Source organism: Rhodococcus sp. 15-2388-1-1a, from assembly GCF_002259145.1.
GTDB lineage: Bacteria > Actinomycetota > Actinomycetes > Mycobacteriales > Mycobacteriaceae > Rhodococcoides.
Genome location: NZ_NPFP01000017.1, coordinates 17,002 through 33,448, shown reverse-complemented (window position 1 = coordinate 33,448; position 16,447 = coordinate 17,002). Strand labels below are relative to the sequence as shown.

Sequence of the window (16,447 nt, the reverse complement as noted above, 5' to 3'; positions counted from 1 at the left end):
TTTGTGTCCCGGCCCTACGGCGTCCGAGTCAGAAGTCGGCGCTCGTGGAAGCAGCAGCCGTGACCGACGGTGAATTGCCCTTCTCGGGCGATTGACCACGCGTGGTCCACTGCCAGTCCCGCACGGCCGGCAGGTCGTCACCGTGCTCTCGGGTCCACTGTCGCGCACGCCTTCGGGTGTCGACCATCTCCTGCCGTAGCGACGCCGCCCTCGAGCCGAGTCGTGGAGTGCGGTCGATGACGTCGATGACCAGATGGAACCTGTCCATGTCGTTCATCATGACCATGTCGAAGGGCGTGGTGGTCGTTCCCTCCTCCTTGTAGCCACGCACGTGTAGATGGGCGTTGTTGGCTCGGCGGTAGGTCAGACGATGAATCAGCCATGGGTAGCCGTGGTAGGCGAAGATCACCGGCACGTCCACCCCGAAGAGGCTGTCGTACTCGCGTTGCGGCATCCCGTGCGGATGCTCGGTCTCGTCCTGCAGCCGCATCAGATCCACCACGTTCACGAACCGCACTTTCAGGTCCGGCAGACCCTCCCGCAGGATGCTGACGGCGGCGAGCGCCTCGAGGGTGGGGACATCGCCTGCGGCAGCGATCACCACGTCCGGATGTCCCTCGTCGTTGGAGGCCCACTCCCAGATCCCTGCTCCCCGAGCGCAGTGCAGATCGGCCTCGTCCCCGGTGAGCCAATCGAACGACGGCTGCTTGCCCGACACGACGACGTTGACGTAGTGCCGACTTTCCAGGCAGTGCTGCATGGTGGACAGCAACGTGTTGGCATCCGGCGGCAGGTAGACCCGCACGACTTCCGCTCGCTTGTTGACCACATGGTCGATGAAGCCGGGATCCTGGTGCGAGAATCCGTTGTGGTCCTGACGCCACACGTGTGAGCTCAGCAGATAGTTCAAGCTGGGCACCCGTGGTCGCCACGGGATGTCGCGGGTGGTCTTGAGCCACTTCGCGTGCTGGTTGAACATCGAGTCGACGAGGTGGATGAACGCCTCGTAGCAGCTGAAGAGCCCGTGCCGTCCGGTCAGGGTGTAACCCTCGACCCACCCTTGGCAGGTGTGCTCCGACAGTATCTCCACCACGCGTCCCGATCGCGCCAGGTGCTCGTCGGTGTCCACGATGGTGCCGGCGAAGACCTTGTCGGTGACCTCGTACACCGGGTTGAGCCGGTTCGATGCAGTCTCGTCCGGGCCGAAGATTCTGAAGTTCGTGGGGTTGTCCCGCACCACGTCGATCAGGTATTCACCCAGGACCCGCGTCGGCTCGTGGATCGACCCTCCAGGTTCGCTGACCTCGACGGCTCGGTCACGGAAATCCGGCAACCGGAGGGGACGGGTCAGCAGGCCTCCGTTGGCATGCGGGTTGGCGCTCATCCGACGGTCCCCCACCGGGGCGAGCGCCCGCACCGACTCGATCAACACCCCGTCGGTCCCGAACAACTCCTCGGCCCGGTACGACCGCATCCACTGCTCGAGCTGAGCGCGATGCTCGTCGTTCTCGCGAGTCGCCGCCAGTGGGACCTGATGGGCCCGCCACGTACCTTCCACCGGCAGCCCGTCGACGACCTTCGGACCGGTCCACCCTTTGGGGGTGACCATCAGAATCATCGGACCCGGACGCCGTTCGAGGTCGCCGTCCACCCGCGCTGCGCGCTGATTCTCCGTGATCAGATCGTGGGCCCTGTCCATGGCCTCGGCCATCTGCTGGTGCACCTGCGCCGGGTCGTCGCCCTCGACGGTGATCACCTCGTGGCCGTAGCCCCGCAGTAGGCTCTCCAGCTCCTCGCGGTGAATGCGCGCCGGAACGGTCGGGTTGGCGATCTTGTAGCCGTTCAGATGCAGGATCGGCAGTACCGCCCCGTCGTGGACCGGATCGAGGAACTTGTTGCTGTGCCACGAGGCGGCCAACGGCCCGGTCTCGAACTCTCCGTCACCGACCACCGCGACGACAACGAGGTCGGGGTTGTCCATCGCCGCACCGTAGGCGTGGGAGAGCACGTACCCGAGTTCACCGCCCTCGTGGATCGAGCCCGGCGTCTCCGGTGCCACGTGACTGGGGATTCCGCCGGGAAAAGAGAACTGCCGGAAGAGCTTTCGCAATCCGTCGGTACCCTGCCCGATGTGCGGGTAGACCTCGCTGTACGTGCCTTCCAGGTACGCGTTGGCCACCAGAGCCGGCCCGCCGTGCCCGGGTCCGGCCAAGAAGATGGCATCGACGTCACGGTTGCGGATGAGCCGATTCACATGTGCGTACACGAGATTCAGCCCGGGACTGGTCCCCCAGTGACCGAGTAGGCGCGGCTTGACATCCTCCGGAACGAGCTCACGCTCGAGCATCGGGTTGTCGAGGAGGTATATCTGTCCGACCGACAGGTAGTTCGCTGCCCGCCACCACCGATCGATAGCGGTCAGCTCCGCTTCGTCGAGCGCTACTGTGCTGTCAGAGACCATGGTCGCTCCTCGATTCTCTGTGTTCGTCGAACATTGCACTCTCCCTGTCGTCAGACCGTGATGTCGCCCGTACCGAGCAGCACAAGCGCGAGAATTGCTGCCCCCGTGAGCAACCCGCACACGATGCGTTCCGGGCCGGTGAACACCCGACCCGAATGCTCGCGCCGAGCCACGACGTAGAGCAGCGTCCCCGGGGCGTACACCAGGCAGCCGAGCAGCACGTACTCCACGCCTGCCGCGTACAGCAGGAAGACGGAGTACACGACTGCCAGGATCCCGATGACGAGTTGACGGCGTCGCTCGGTGTCATCGCCCGGACCGTAGGTCTCGCGAGTGAGAGTCAGCTTCACCGCGTACGCAGCCGCAAGCAGGTAGGGAATCAGAGTCAGGGCCGTGTCCAGCGAGAGCATGAAGTCCAACGCGTCACCGACGACCAGAACGAGCAGCAGGAAGATCTGCACGCTGATGTTCGTGAGCACCAGGGCTGCCACCGGTGTTCCACCGGCGTTCTCTCGGGCGAGCCGTTTGGGCAGGATCCCGGTTCTCGCGGGCATGAACATGACCTCGGCGTTGAGTAGTGTCCACGCGAGGTACGCACCCAACACCGAGATCACGACCCCCAGATCGATCAGCGTCCCACCCCAGGGCCCGACGACCTCTTCGAGTACGACGCCCATCGACGGGGCCGCGGCGTCGGCCAGGTCCGTGCGGGGAAGCACGCCGTACGACACCGTCGTCACCGAGCCGAAGAGGGCGAGTGTGCTGAGTAGGCCCACCAGGGTTGCACGGCCGATATCGGCGCGCTTCTGGGCGATCCGTGAATACACGCTCGCCCCCTCGATGCCGAGGAAGACGAAGGTGGTCAGGAGCATGGTGTCGGTGACCTGCGTGAACAGGCTCTCCCCCGTGTCACGGCCCCAGAAGTTCTGGGCGAACACGCTGGGGTCGAAGGCCACCACGCAGATCACGACGAAGACGGCGATCGGCAGCAGCTTGGCCGCTGTCACGATCCTGTTGATGATCGCTGCCTGACGGATCCCCCGGACTATGAGCAGGTGAACGACCCAGATGATCACTGACGCGCAGATCACCGCGAGCACCGTGTTTCCGGCTCCGAGACCAGGGAGGAAAGCTCCGATGCTCGCCATGGCGAACGTCAGGAAGAACACGTTTCCGACGATGTTGCTGGCCCAGTATCCCCACGCGGCGTTGAAGCCTGCATAGTTCCCGAAACCCTTTTGGGCGTAGATGTAGATTCCGCTGTCGAGGTCCGGTTTCCGCAGGGCGAGCGACTGGAACACCAGTCCGAGCATGAGCATTCCGGATCCGGCGATGGCCCATGCGATGAGGGACCCGACCACACCGGTGGCGGAGCCGAAACCACCCGGGAGGGTGAAGATCCCGCCACCGACCATCGACCCGACGACCATCGCGGTCAACGTGGTCACGTTGACCTTGCGGTCCGCCTGTTCCGCGGTACCCGTCATGGGTCAGTGCTGCTGGCGAACGATGGGGAACAGGATCGTGTCACGAATGCTGAGGCCGGTCAGGTTCATGACGAGCCTGTCGACGCCGAGTCCCATTCCGCCGGTCGGCGGCATGCCGTACTCCAACGCCTCCAGGAAATCCTCGTCCACCTGCATCGCCTCCGCGTCCCCGGCCGCGGCCAGCAACGACTGGGTGACGAGACGCTCGCGCTGGTCGACCGGGTCCACCAATTCGGAGTACGCGGTGCCCTGCTCGGCACCGAAGATCACCAGGTCCCACTTCTCGGCGAGCCGTCCGTCGCCGCGGTGCGGCCTGGTGAGCGGAGCGTTCTCCTTCGGGAAGTCCGTGTAGAACACGGGCGTCGTCGTCTGCCCCTCGCAGAGCTCCTCGTAGATGCCTTCGAGCGCCGCTCCCCACGTCGGGTCCTCGACCAGCTCGGCACCGACCTTCTCGGCGTGGCGAAGCAGCTCCGCTTTGGGGGTATCGGCCGTGATCTCCTCGCCGAGTGCCTCGGACACGGCCTGGCACATCGTCTTGACCGGCCAGTTGCCGGAGAGGTCGTACTCGACGATCTTGCCGTCACGGTCGGCACGCCGAGCGATCGGCTCACCATGGACTGCGATCGCAGCCTCCTGAATCAGCTGTTGCGTCAGCATGCGCATGGTGTTGTAGTCGCCGTAGGTCTCGTAGACCTCGAGGGACGTGAACTCGGGGTTGTGCTTGAAGTCCGCTCCTTCGTTACGGAACTGCCGACCCACCTCGAAGACCTTCTCCATACCTCCGACCAGCAGCCGCTTGAGGTGTAGCTCCGTGGCGATACGCAGATAGAGATCCATGTCGTAGGCGTTGATGTGCGTCTCGAAAGGACGTGCGTTCGCCCCACCGTGCACGGTCTGCAGAATGGGCGTCTCGACCTCGGTGAATCCCCGACTCTGCAGTGAGTCCCGAATACTGCGCACCACCGTCGCGCGCTGGTAGGCCACCGTTCGGGCTTCCGGTCGAACGATCAGGTCCACGTACCGCATGCGAATCCTGGCCTCGGGGTCGATGAGGCCCTTGTGCTTGTCAGGAAGTGGGCGCAGAGACTTGCTGGTCATCATAACCGAGGTCGCCCGCACGCTCAGCTCTCCCTTGTGGGTGGTCACGACCTCACCCGTGATCCCGACCTGGTCACCGAGGTCCACGGAATGCTCCCAGAAGTGCAGGTCGTTCGCCCCCAGGTGCTGCACGTCGACCATGACCTGCAGGTCGCCGCTGCCGTCGCGCAAGGTGGCGAACGCGACGCTTCCCATGTCGCGCTTGAGTACGACCCGTCCGACGACAGAGACGACCGTGCCGGTCTCGGTGTCGACAGGCAGCTCGCCCGCCTCGTCCCTGACCTGCGCCAGCGTGTGAGTTCGTGGCGCAGTGGCCGGGTAGGGGTCGACACCCTCCTCGCGGAGTCGGTCGAGCTTGAGCCGACGCACCCGCATCTGGTCCGGCAGACGGTCGATCGACAGGGCCTCGGCGACCACGTCCCGTGCCGGGGGAATCAGCGTCCGGACCTGCTCGGCGTACTCCTCGTGTCCGGTGGCGAGACCGTCGTCGCCGCGGCCTCGGCGGCGCAACAGGTTGATCGAGGGAACCGTCAGGAAGCCCTCGGCACTACCGGCGGCCGTGCCCACTCGTGGCAGGTCGGAGGCGTACTCGTAGCCCATGTAGCGCGGCTGCCAGTCCGGTAGGTACTTCGCATTCGATCGGTACAACGACTCGAGCTGCCATGTCTTGCTCGCGAGCAGCAGGCCCTGCCGCCAGACCCGCGCAACCGGCCCTGCCCCGACCTGAGCGCCACGCTCGAAAGCCTCGCGGAACATCGCGAAATTGAGCGAGACCGGGCCGACGCCGATGCGCGAGGCCTGTGCCGCGAGGGCGCCGACGAGGAACTCGACGAGTCCGTTGTCGGCTGTGGGATCTCGACGCATCAGGTCCAGAGACAGACCGGTCCTGCCCCACGGGACGAAGCTCAGGAACCCTCGCAACCGTCCGGTCTCGTCGTTCGCCCGCACCAGGACGCAGTCGCCGTCGAGCGGATCCGCAAGTCGGCCCAGTGCCATCGAGAACCCACGCTCGTCGCCACCGTCTCCGCGCCAGTGCTCTGCTGCGTCCGCGAGCGCCGCGAAGTCATCGGCGCTCAGCGCAGAATGCCGCAGAACAGTGGCGGTGTACCCACGCCGCTGCAGTCGATCGACCGACCGCCGCACCTCCTTCATCCCCGGGGCGTTCAACGAGAACGTCGCCATGTCCACGATCGCCTCGTCGCCGATGTCGAGCATCGTCAGGCCTGCTTCGGCGTAGGCCTCGGCTCCGCTGTGGCCGGCCCCCATCACCGCGAGGGACAGGCCCTGTTCACGAGACCACCGTCGCCAGGCCTCGATGGCTCCGGGCCAGTACTCTCTGGCACCGACCGGGTTTCCGCTCGCCAGGCATACCGAACCGATCGCACGGTAGGAAATACCGGCGTGCGCCGTTCCGGCGTCGCCGGAGTCCCATACGACACCCTTGTCGCGACGCGTCGCGAAGTAGCCGAGCGAGTCCTCGTCACCGTGGTCCCGCAGCATTCCGCGCACGATGGCTTCGTCGATCGCCTCGGGAGTCGTGATCTTGCGCGGTGCACCGAAGAAAATTCCTGCGGCACCGATGACCACGACGGCCCCGACGAACCCCACGATGGCGCGTACCCAAATGGGCGCGCTGACTCCCGAGACGAGATCCGTTCCGGCACGCCCGACATCGGCGAACATCGTCGACAGGACGTATGTTGCGGCACTGCCGATGCCGTCGGCAGTGCCGAACGCACGCACCAATACCGAGCCGAGCAGCAGCATCACGATGCCTCCGCCGAGGAAGACCGCAAGGGCTCGGCGCAGGCTCCCCGGCACGCGACGAGCCACGAACTGAGCCCGTACCCGCCACGCCAGTACCACCAGCGCGAGGCTGACGAGCACTCCGAGGATGTTCGGCACCACGTGTTCGCCGTCGACGATGTTCCAGACCCGACCGATGCTCGGGATGACGAACCACCACGCGATCAGGAGCACGAGGGCAGGTCGAAGTCGTCGCCGCAGGGCCACGCCCATCACGTACAGCAGCGCGGCGTAGACGAGTCCCGGGTACACGGGCACCAGTAAGAGCGACACGATGTCGTCGTCCGCTGCGAAGTAGCGGTACCACGGCGGTACCAGCGTGATCACCAGGACAAAGGTCGCGAAAAGAAAAGCAGCCGCGGCAAACAGGTCGGGCCAACGGTCGGGGGATGGCCGCTGAGGCTGGATTGCGCCGCGTTCCTCTTTTTGCTCCACAGTCATGAAAGGGATACCTCCCGCGAACGAGCCGCCCCCTGGGCGGCAATTCTTTTCCGGACATGCCATTTGAAGATGCTCGCGCGGGCAAGGTTCCCCTGCACGTCGGCCGTCGGATCATGTTGGGCGACCGCCGAATCGAGCGTATCCGAATGTGGACGTCGTCATGATGCGGAAAGCGAAAAGATTCACAATGCCTGTTTTGCCGAACAATGTAGGCGGACTCAGATAATTGCACCGCGATAAGCTGCGATGCCTAAATGAAACCGCCAGAGCCGAACGGCGACAACCTGATTGCGAATGCGGCAGACTGTCCCTATGACCCTCGGTCTCACCACTGCTGTTGTCGCCGCCATTTGCTACGGCGTCGGGTCGATCCTGCAGGCAGCCGCGGCACGCGGCACAGCCCAGGTCGAGGGACTCGATCCGCGGTTGCTCGTCCGGCTCCTGAGATCCTGGAAATATCTGCTCGGAGTGGGCCTCGACGGCCTCGGGTTCCTGCTCGGTCTCGTCGCCGTCCGTTCCCTCCCGCTGTTCGTCGTCCAGTCCATCGTGGCGAGCTTCCTCGCCATCACCGCCATCCTGGGCGCGATCTTCCTGAAAATGCCCCTCTCGCGCCGAGACAAGGTGGGTATCGCGGTCGTCGTCATCGGCCTCGTGCTCGTCGGGTCCTCGGCGGCCGAGGACGCCGAGGTCGCCGTATCGGCGGCCGAGACCTGGGGTGTCCTCATCGCCACCGTCGTGCTCGTGATGCTTGCCATCCCCGCAGGGCGGCTCAACGGTGCCGCGGGCGCGACGGCTATGGGTGCCGTGGCCGGCCTGGCTTTCGGCGCAACGGCAGTGGCAGCGCGGATGCTGCCCGACGACCTCGCGGCCATCCCCGCCAGCCCCGCCACCTGGGCGTTGGTGCTGGGCGGAGTGACCGCGCTCCTGACCTACTCGGTGGCCCTGCAGCGTGGCACCGTGACGCAGGCGACGGCCCCCGTCGTCGTGGGCGAGACCATCGCGCCTGCGATCGTCGGTCTCACTCTGCTGGGCGATGCACCACGGCCGGGATGGGGAATCGTTGCTGCGATCGGTTTCGTCCTGGCTGTCGCCGGAGCGGTCAGCCTCGCTCGTCATGGAGAAATCGAGGAAGAGGCCCCCACGACGTGAGCGCCTACTGTCGGCCCCGCGCCGCGACCACCCCGAGGCAGACGATCCAGGCGCTGATGCCGACGATGTGAATGCGCTGGGACACACCCACAGCCGATGACGGCTCGGTGGCACTGTCGAAATACCCGAAGACGAGACTGGCGACCACTCCGACAATCCAGAAAGTCCACCACGCGAACCTTTTCAACCATCGAGGACCGGTGGTACGTGTCGCGAACCAGACCGCAGCGACACCGGTGAACAGGGCAACGTTGGAGAGCAGGCTTGCGCCATCGTGAATCTGCAACTGAAGCTGGTCGGACGGTGACGAACACGTGACGCTCGGGCCGCACGGGGCCGACACCACGGCGGCTGCGATTGCTCCGAGCGCAAAGACCACCGTCGCCCAGACAGCGACCTCACGCCACCACCCCGAGGGCAGCGCCGACCTCACCGGCGGCAGTAGCGCGACCACAAGCACGGCACACACGACGTCGGTGACGCGCAACAACACTGCGTTCGGCTCCCCCGGGGCCTGCAATTCGCTGACGACCTCACCCAGGCCACGGAAGTCACGCAGCACCCAATCGATCAGGAAGTTGGCGTAGAGAAACGCGGCCACCAGACCGATCCCGATCCAGACTCGCGACCGAATGTTCGTCATGAGCCGACCCGATCACTTCGGCTACGCCGACTCGACCATTCCCGCGAACGTGGACTCGAAAGCGCCAGCAGTACAAGGATACTCCCGCCGATGGCCGGAAGATCACCGATACCGAGCGGAGCCCGGTTCCCCAGAGTGGACGCAAAACCCACCAACGACGTCAACGCACACGCGGACATCAAGCCGAGTCGGGCCCACTGATAGCCGGACATGACCCGCAGGGCGAGGAAGACATCGATCACCGTCAACGAGACAAGCACGGCCACCACCGTCCCTACGGTGACCGTGTTCGTCAGATCCACCACGTCGCGGCTTCCCAGCCGGACAAGCAGGTCCGGAGCCGTGAGCAGCAGCAGTGCCAGTGTGAGGTAGCAGGCTCCCCTGAGCAGTGCCAAGCTCGATCCGAGCATGATCATCGCGGGACGGCGGTCCCGGCTGTCTGTCGGGGCATCGTGCTGGATCGACGATGTCGTGACGGCGCTCAGATCGAGGATCGGCAGATCGCCGTCGGTGAGGATGCGATCGCCTCCCCCGTTCCGGGTGTGATAGCCGGAAGCAAAGCGCTCGAGCGTCCGCACCGTCACCGCCGGCGCAGCCTCCGTGAGGGTACCCACGACGAAGTCGCGTTCGACGTCGATGTCCTCCTCGATCTTGTGCGTCACCTGCAATGTGAAGAGCGACAGTCCTACTCGTCGGTCGTACGTCGCGGCACCCAGCCAGTGCACCGGGAAGCCACCCGGTAGCAACCATCCCGGCGGGCATCGCCACAGTCGCAGGTGGTGTCGCTTCGAAGGACTGCCTGCCACCTCGCGCTGATAGGCGAAATCCTGCTGTCGACCGAAGAGATACAACGGACTCACCGGTGCCTGCGGGTAACTGCGCCTCGACGCGATACGACGCACCAGTCGCCACGAGGTGCCGAGGCCGAGATCGTCGGCGCGCGTCCACCCGGCGGCATCGAAAGCCTCTTGAATCTGTGCTTCGTCGCCCAGCAATCCGAGGTTGACGGGGTCGCCCAGCAGCCCATCGCTGGTGCGCGCGCGTCCGATGAAATAGTTCGGCACGTAAACGCTGGTGAGGATGCCATGCAGCCGAGGAAGTACGAGGTAGGTGACGAAGAGCCAGAAGACCACGAGCAGCGGTAGTTGCCAACCACCGACCACGCCGTCGCGCAGCAGGACATAGGCCAACCAGATTGCCGCCACACCCGAATAGGCGAAAAACGCCCAATCCACGACACCGACGAGCGAGAGCTCACGATCCTGCGATCGGTCGATCGACATATACCGATTCTGCACGAAGCCCCACCACAAGTAAGACCGATTACTCGAATCGGCCCAAGACCCCAGCGGTGTGGTGAGTTCGCATACGCGCTGTCACACAACGGAACAGCCCGCCGAATCGTCGGCCTGTCGTGACGACGCTTCGGTACGGGTGTCGGCGGCATCGACAACGAATGCGCCGGCGAGGTCACGTGAGCTTTCGATTCGGACCAACTGGTGAAGCGCCCACACAGGTCCCACGCGTTTGCCTCGAAGCGGGATGCTTGCCTGGCGCCCGCGATTCGCTTCGCGACGGCGGGCGGGATCTGCGGCCGACCGACATCACCGGACACCGCACGGACGACGGCAAGCTGTTCCTGTGCACGATCACGGACATGTGGTCCAACAGGATCGTCCGCTACTAGATCCCCTCCCGAATGAAGGCCTCGTCGTCGGTGTCCACGTTGGATGATGCTGTGGCGCAAAGAAGCTCGGTGAGGACGAACGCCCACTCGGATCGCGGTAGCCAATTCCGGTCCAGGAATTCGGTGCATGCTCTCTTGCGCAAAGGATTACGAGGTTCCATGGGCCGGGTCGGGGCGTGTGGTGACAACGCCCTATGGAGTCCTACTTCGCTCTGCTGCAGAAAAACATCCTCGCCCCGGCGATGGTCGACCCGCGCGCCCGATGTGCCGCTCACCGCAGAGGTGGCCTACCGTCGAGTTCGAGACAATCAACCGGACCGCACACGCGGGCCGAATCATTCGACCCCACGAGGCAACCGACGTAGGGGCAGTCCCGAATGCGAGGAGTCGACGGTGAACTTTCCGAGCGGGACGAGGTGGGTCTTCTTCTGGTCGGGGCTGGCGTTGCTGTGGGCCGTTGTCTCGGTGACTCGAACTCAGGACGGTGAGTTTTCGGTCTGGTCATCGGTGGCTACTTGTTTGTTTGCTGCGGCAGCAATCCTGACCGGGCTTCGTACATTTCGCCGCAGGCTATGACGACGAGCACGGACTGATGAGCAGGTAGGGAGTTCGCTGCTGCATCGAGGGGCGGTCAATTCGATACCCTCGTCGACCAGAGTCCCGGCACAGTCGTTCCTCGAATGGCCTGAGCTGCCCGCTCTCGGTGTGATGCGCCGAGGGGGTGGACGCCGCAGAGCGGGCATGATGAATTCTTCGAAAAGCATTTCGGTTCAACCACAGTGAGGGGTGGACCGCGGGGACGTCTCCATTATTGCGTTCACCGATCGCCTCGCGGTGTACGGTGACCGCGGGGATGGATACGGCTCGGGAAGAATGTCGGGGGATCATGACTCTGTTCGGTGTGCTCGATCGCGTATTGACTCGACGACTGCCTCTGCAGCCTCCGGACGATCCCCATGCCTCGATCCTTCCGACCCCGATCGACAACGACGCCTTCTTCCTCACCCCTCCCGGCATCGAAGACCTAGCACCCGGTGCGGTGATCCGGCAGCGCACGACCCGCGGTCTGGTGCCCCGGCCGCGAACCGCCCTGCATCAGTTCATGGTGCGATCAACCGACGCGCGGGGTCTCCCCGCCGGTGTCACCGCCTCGCTGCTGATCCCGAAGCGGCCGTGGACCGGGCGCGGACCGCGGCCCGTCGTCGCCCACAACGTGGCCATCGATTCCCTCGGAGCCAAGAGCACGCCGTCGTACCGGCTCGTGCACGGTGTCGGCGCCGACCTCCCGCCGGTGATGCCGCTCTGGCTCGCTCGCGGATACGCCGTCCTCGTCGCCGATCACCAGGGCCCGCGGATGTCGTACTCCGAAGGCACGATGGCAGGCCATGCCGTCCTGGACTCGCTACGCGGGATGACGGTCGTCGCCCCGGAGCTCGCCGACAGCCCAGTGGTGGCCTACGGCTACAGCGGTGGCGCGATCGCCACCACGTGGACGGCGCAGCTGCAGCCGAGGTACGCGCCGGACGTGAGGTTGGCGGGCGCCGTCGCCGGTGGAACGCCCACCGACTTCTCGATGCTGCTGGACACCATGAACGGCACCGTCGCGGCCGGCCTGCTGGGCGCGGCAACCATGGGTCTCGCCCGTGAGCACCCCGAGATGGTGGAATTGTTCGGCCCAAAGGCGCTGCTGTTGGCGTCCTGGGTGAAGGACATGTCCGTCCTCCCCCTGGCTTTGGGCGGGTTGGCACGCATGCGAATCGAGGATTTGGCGTCCGAGCCCGACCCGTTCGACTCCGACATCGCGCGGCGGGTGATCGCCGCGAACCGTCCGGGCGCCGACGCGCCGACGGTGCCGGTCGCGCTCTTCCATGGTTCCGCGAGCAAGTGGATCGGCGATCGCTTCATCCCCGAGGCCGGCGTGTCTGCCCTGATCGAGCAGTGGCGCAGCAAGGGGGCCGACGTGCATTACGAGCCCGTGGCAGGCGATCACTTCATCGGTGCCATGACTGGACTGCCATTCGTGTTGCGTTGGACCGCAGGGCAATTCGCGGTCAACGGTTCGGGTTAGCTCGCCGCCCGCCGAGTTCGGCGTGATAGGTGTGCATCGCGTCGATCACGGCGGTCAACGGTGAAGGCGGACAACAGATCTCCTCGTACAGTTCTGAAAAGGGCGGGCAGGATTCAGAAGGGAAGAGAGGTGCCGGTTTCAGTTGCCAGGGCCCTGATGTCGGCGAGGGTCTGTTCGGCCAGCACCACTCCACCGTCGGCGAGATTGCGTGCCGCAGCGTTGTCCTCGACCTCGCCGGGGTAGTAGATGCGGTCGGTGCCTTCTGCCAGCGGGGTGGAATGCACCTCGTCGATCAACCCTTGTACGGCCTCGAGATACTGCTCGGTCTTGCCTGCGCTCGCGACGTCGATGGCGATGAACATGTGGCCCGCTCCGCTGGGCTGGTCCGCGACGTACGGTCCCTTCACTGCTGTGCCGGTGTTACTGCCGGTGAGCGCGCCGGAAAGGATGTCCATCATGAAGGTGATGGCGTAACCCTTGTGGCCCGCCATCGGCAAGATGACGCCGTCGATCGCCTCGGATGCATCGGTGGTGATGCGGCCGTCGGCGTTCATCGCCCACGTGTCCGGGATCGATTCGCCTCTATTTCGCGCGAGGTAGATCTTGCCCCGGGCAACGGCGGTGTTCGCGATGTCGACGACCACTGCTCCCCCCGGCGTGGGTGCAGGTGCCCCGATCGACCAGGGGTTGGTGCCCAGACGCTTCTCGCGCCCACCCCACGGTGCCATCGCTGGGCTGGCGTTGGTGGTCAGGATGGACGCGCAGCCGTCGAGTGCTGCACGCCGGGTGTAGTACATCGCAGTACCGAAATGGTTCGAGTTGCGGACTCCTACCATCCCGATTCCGTATCGACGTGCCCGTTCGATCGCCGACTTCCGGGCGGTCTCGGTCAACACCTGACCGATACCGTCCCGGCCGTCGAGGATCTGCAGGGCACCCGCATCCGCGATGACCTCCGGTGCGGTGACCGCCGTCATCGCACCGGTACGGAGCCGCGCCACGTACCACGGCAAACGGAGCACACCGTGGGACTGATGCCCCCACAGGTCGGATTGCACGAGACTGTCCGCCACGAGTCGGGAATCGGTGTCGGGAACGTCGTGAGACCGCAGGACCGCGGCAGCGAACTCGATGAGCGCATCGGGTTCGATGCGGGTTTCGTCGGTCATGGAATCAATCCCTCGTTTCAGTCGATACGTTTAGGTATACACTACGACATACATAACGTGGATCACATTCGAGTCGAGGAGCCTTTCATCATGAACCTGCTGGTGTCGGTAAGCGTCAAACCCGACAAGCGCGAGAAATTCATCGGCGCGATCATCGAGAACGCAGAGTCATCGGTCCGGAATGAGCCCGGGTGCCATCAGTTCGACGTATTCGAGGACGAGAGCAAACCCAACCACTTCTTCTACTACGAGCGTTACACCGACCGCGCTGCGTTCGACGCGCACAAAGCGTCACCACATTTCGCTGCCTGGCGGGAGATCGCCGACGACGTCATCGTTCCCGGCTCGCAACACAACACGTTCGGCAGTTCCGTCACCACCGTGATCGCATCCGAGTCCGTTTGACGTTTCTCGTTTTCGGGCCACCTATCCAGGAGAACTTCATCAATGTCTGTTTCCATCACGACCATAAACCCGGCAACCGGCCGCGAGCTCGCTACGTACGAAGCGATGAGCGACGCGGTCATCGACGCTGCGCTCGATACTGCTTCGGCCGCCCAGACCGACTGGGCGCGTATCGGTTTCGATGACCGATCGAAAATCTTGCAGGCCGGAGCCGCTGAATTGCGATCCCGCGCGGAGTCGTTGGCGTTGTTGGTGACCCGCGAGATGGGCAAGCCGCTCGCCGAGTCCCGCGCCGAGGTAGAAAAGTGCGCTGTCGGTCTCGAGTACTACGCCGACAACGCTGCCGGCTTCCTCGCCGACGAGATCTACGAGACCTCCGCCGACACTTCCTGGGTGTCGTACGAACCCATCGGGATCGTATTGGCGATCATGCCGTGGAACTTCCCGCTGTGGCAGGTCTTTCGTTTCGCCGCGCCCGCGCTGATGGCCGGGAACGCTGCATTGTTGAAGCACTCGCCCAACACCACGGGCTCCGCTCTCGAAGCGCAGGCCATCCTCGAAGCCGCCGGGTTGCCGGCAGGATTGTTCACCACCCTCCTCGTCGCCGAGGTCGACGTACCGGCGGTCACCGAACGCCTCATCGCTGATCCCCGCGTCGGTGCCGTGACCATCACCGGCAGTGAACGCGCCGGATCTGCAGTGGGTTCCATCGCCGGACGCGAGATCAAGAAGTCGGTGCTCGAACTCGGAGGCTCGGATCCATTCATCGTTCTCGCCGACGCCGACCTGCCCAAGGTCGCACACCTGGCCGCCAAGGGCCGCTTTCTCAACGCCGGCCAGTCCTGCATCTCCCCGAAGCGGTTCATCGTCGAAGCCCCGGTCGCCGACGAGTTCACCCGACTGGTCGTCGCTGCAGTCGAAACACTGACCGTCGGCGATCCCGAAGCCGACGGCACCGACGTCGGCCCCCTGGCGCGAGCCGATCTGCGCGACGGCGTCGCTGCACAGGTCCAGGACTCTGTCGACGCGGGAGCGACCCTGCTCACCGGCGGCAAGGTCCTCGATCGGCCCGGTAACTTCTACGCCCCCACCGTCCTCGGCACCGTCAGCGCCGGAATGACCACCTACCACGAAGAGGCATTCGGGCCGGTCGCGTCCATCATCACCGTTGCAGACGCCGACGAAGCAGTCCACGTCGCGAACGACACCCGCTTCGGGCTCGGAGCAAGCATCTGGAGCGCAGATGTCGACAAGGCCATTGCGGTCGGAAAACGCATCACCTCCGGCGCATGCTTCGTCAACGCCGTCGTCGCCTCCGACGCCCGAATGCCCTTCGGGGGTACCAAGCGATCCGGTTACGGCCGAGAACTCGCTTCCGCCGGTATCCGCGAATTCGTCAACGTGCGTACCTGGTGGGCCATGAACACCCCGGCCTCCGTCGCACCTGTCTCTGAATAACCTCAGCCACAACCCAATTCGACCACCCGCAAAGGACCGAACTTCATGACCGCCAATACCGAAGGCCGTACCGTCACCGACTCCGCCAGCGACGACGGCCGCCCCGCCGTTGTGCTGCATGCCTCAGACATCACCCCGCGCCAACGCGGCGGAGGAGCCCGCACCATTCCCCTGGTCTCACAACAGGTCGGCGCGAAGGACTTCCTCAACGGCATCACCATGTTCGCCCCCGGATCGGCAATCCCCGAACACATCCACAACTGCGACGAATCAGTGCTGGTCCTGAAAGGATCGGCCGTCGCACACATCGACGGCAAGGAGTATCCCGTCACGGTGGGCGACAACTCGTTCATCCCGGCAGGTATTCGACACTTCTTTCACAACACCTCCGACACCGACGAACTCCACATCTTCTGGACCTACGCCTCCATCGACGCCAACCGCACCGTCATCGCCACCGGCGTGACCACCCGCATCGACGAGGAACACGGCACCAACATCGCCTGACGCGTTCGACCGTCACGCCCGACGGCCGCAGGATCCTGGCGGGAACGCCAAGTCCTGCGGCCCGCCCG

At 64.8% G+C, this 16,447-nt stretch carries 11 protein-coding genes and 1 pseudogene; 6 read left to right on the top strand and 6 right to left on the bottom strand.

Translation table 11 applies throughout. The features are described from left to right. Positions 1–28: 28 nt before the first annotated feature. The 3 genes from CH302_RS11090 to lysX are packed head-to-tail and all read right to left on the bottom strand — an operon-like array spanning position 29 to position 7,293. On the bottom strand, positions 29–2,461 hold the full coding sequence (locus tag CH302_RS11090; protein ID WP_052047823.1) for a phosphoketolase family protein: 2,433 nt from the start codon (positions 2,459–2,461) through the stop codon (positions 29–31). Positions 2,462–2,511: 50 nt separating this feature from the next. Continuing rightward, entirely contained in the window at positions 2,512–3,948 is a 1,437-nt protein-coding gene (locus tag CH302_RS11085) for a basic amino acid/polyamine antiporter (RefSeq protein ID WP_037192454.1), read from the bottom strand. A 3-nt stretch (positions 3,949–3,951) separates the two neighbouring features. Further along, positions 3,952–7,293 carry a bifunctional lysylphosphatidylglycerol synthetase/lysine--tRNA ligase LysX gene (gene lysX, locus CH302_RS11080; protein ID WP_037192456.1) on the bottom strand — a complete coding sequence of 1,114 codons (3,342 nt, stop codon included), beginning with the start codon at positions 7,291–7,293 and terminating at the stop codon, positions 3,952–3,954. Positions 7,294–7,605: 312 nt separating this feature from the next. Between lysX and CH302_RS11075 the strand changes: the two genes are divergently transcribed. After that, the gene (locus CH302_RS11075; protein ID WP_037192458.1) at positions 7,606–8,442 is read left to right on the top strand and encodes a hypothetical protein; all 837 of its coding nucleotides are present in this window, start codon (positions 7,606–7,608) and stop codon (positions 8,440–8,442) included. A 4-nt stretch (positions 8,443–8,446) separates the two neighbouring features. Here CH302_RS11075 and CH302_RS11070 read toward each other — a convergent pair whose 3' ends face one another. Then, positions 8,447–9,085, bottom strand: a complete 639-nt coding sequence (locus tag CH302_RS11070; protein WP_037192460.1) for a DUF998 domain-containing protein — start codon at positions 9,083–9,085, stop codon at positions 8,447–8,449. Beyond that, a complete protein-coding gene (locus tag CH302_RS11065; RefSeq protein ID WP_094649944.1) occupies positions 9,082–10,368 on the bottom strand; it encodes an LssY C-terminal domain-containing protein in 1,287 nt (428 codons plus the stop codon). Before CH302_RS11065 ends, CH302_RS11070 begins: the two co-directional genes overlap by 4 nt. A gap of 317 nt (positions 10,369–10,685) precedes the next feature. On the opposite strand from CH302_RS11065, the pseudogene CH302_RS30565 reads away from it, so the two are divergent. Continuing rightward, a pseudogene (locus tag CH302_RS30565) lies at positions 10,686–11,030 on the top strand (transposase); the annotation flags it as partial. A gap of 628 nt (positions 11,031–11,658) precedes the next feature. Next, a complete protein-coding gene (locus CH302_RS11050) occupies positions 11,659–12,840 on the top strand; it encodes a lipase family protein (RefSeq protein WP_037192462.1) in 1,182 nt (393 codons plus the stop codon). A 113-nt stretch (positions 12,841–12,953) separates the two neighbouring features. Here the strand turns inward: CH302_RS11050 and CH302_RS11045 are convergent, their stop codons facing one another. Next, entirely contained in the window at positions 12,954–14,009 is a 1,056-nt protein-coding gene (locus CH302_RS11045; RefSeq protein ID WP_037192464.1) for an Ldh family oxidoreductase, read from the bottom strand. Between the two features lie 90 nt (positions 14,010–14,099). Here CH302_RS11045 and CH302_RS11040 point away from each other — a divergent pair, with 90 nt between their 5' ends. Genes CH302_RS11040 through CH302_RS11030 form a run of 3 tightly spaced genes read left to right on the top strand, consistent with a single transcriptional unit; the run spans position 14,100 to position 16,379 of the window. Then, the gene (locus tag CH302_RS11040) at positions 14,100–14,414 is read left to right on the top strand and encodes a putative quinol monooxygenase (protein WP_230596332.1); all 315 of its coding nucleotides are present in this window, start codon (positions 14,100–14,102) and stop codon (positions 14,412–14,414) included. A 42-nt stretch (positions 14,415–14,456) separates the two neighbouring features. Further along, a complete protein-coding gene (locus tag CH302_RS11035) occupies positions 14,457–15,872 on the top strand; it encodes an NAD-dependent succinate-semialdehyde dehydrogenase (RefSeq protein WP_037192466.1) in 1,416 nt (471 codons plus the stop codon). A gap of 45 nt (positions 15,873–15,917) precedes the next feature. Continuing rightward, complete coding sequence (locus CH302_RS11030) at positions 15,918–16,379, top strand: cupin domain-containing protein (protein WP_037192468.1); 462 nt, start codon at positions 15,918–15,920, stop codon at positions 16,377–16,379. Positions 16,380–16,447 lie beyond the last annotated feature (68 nt).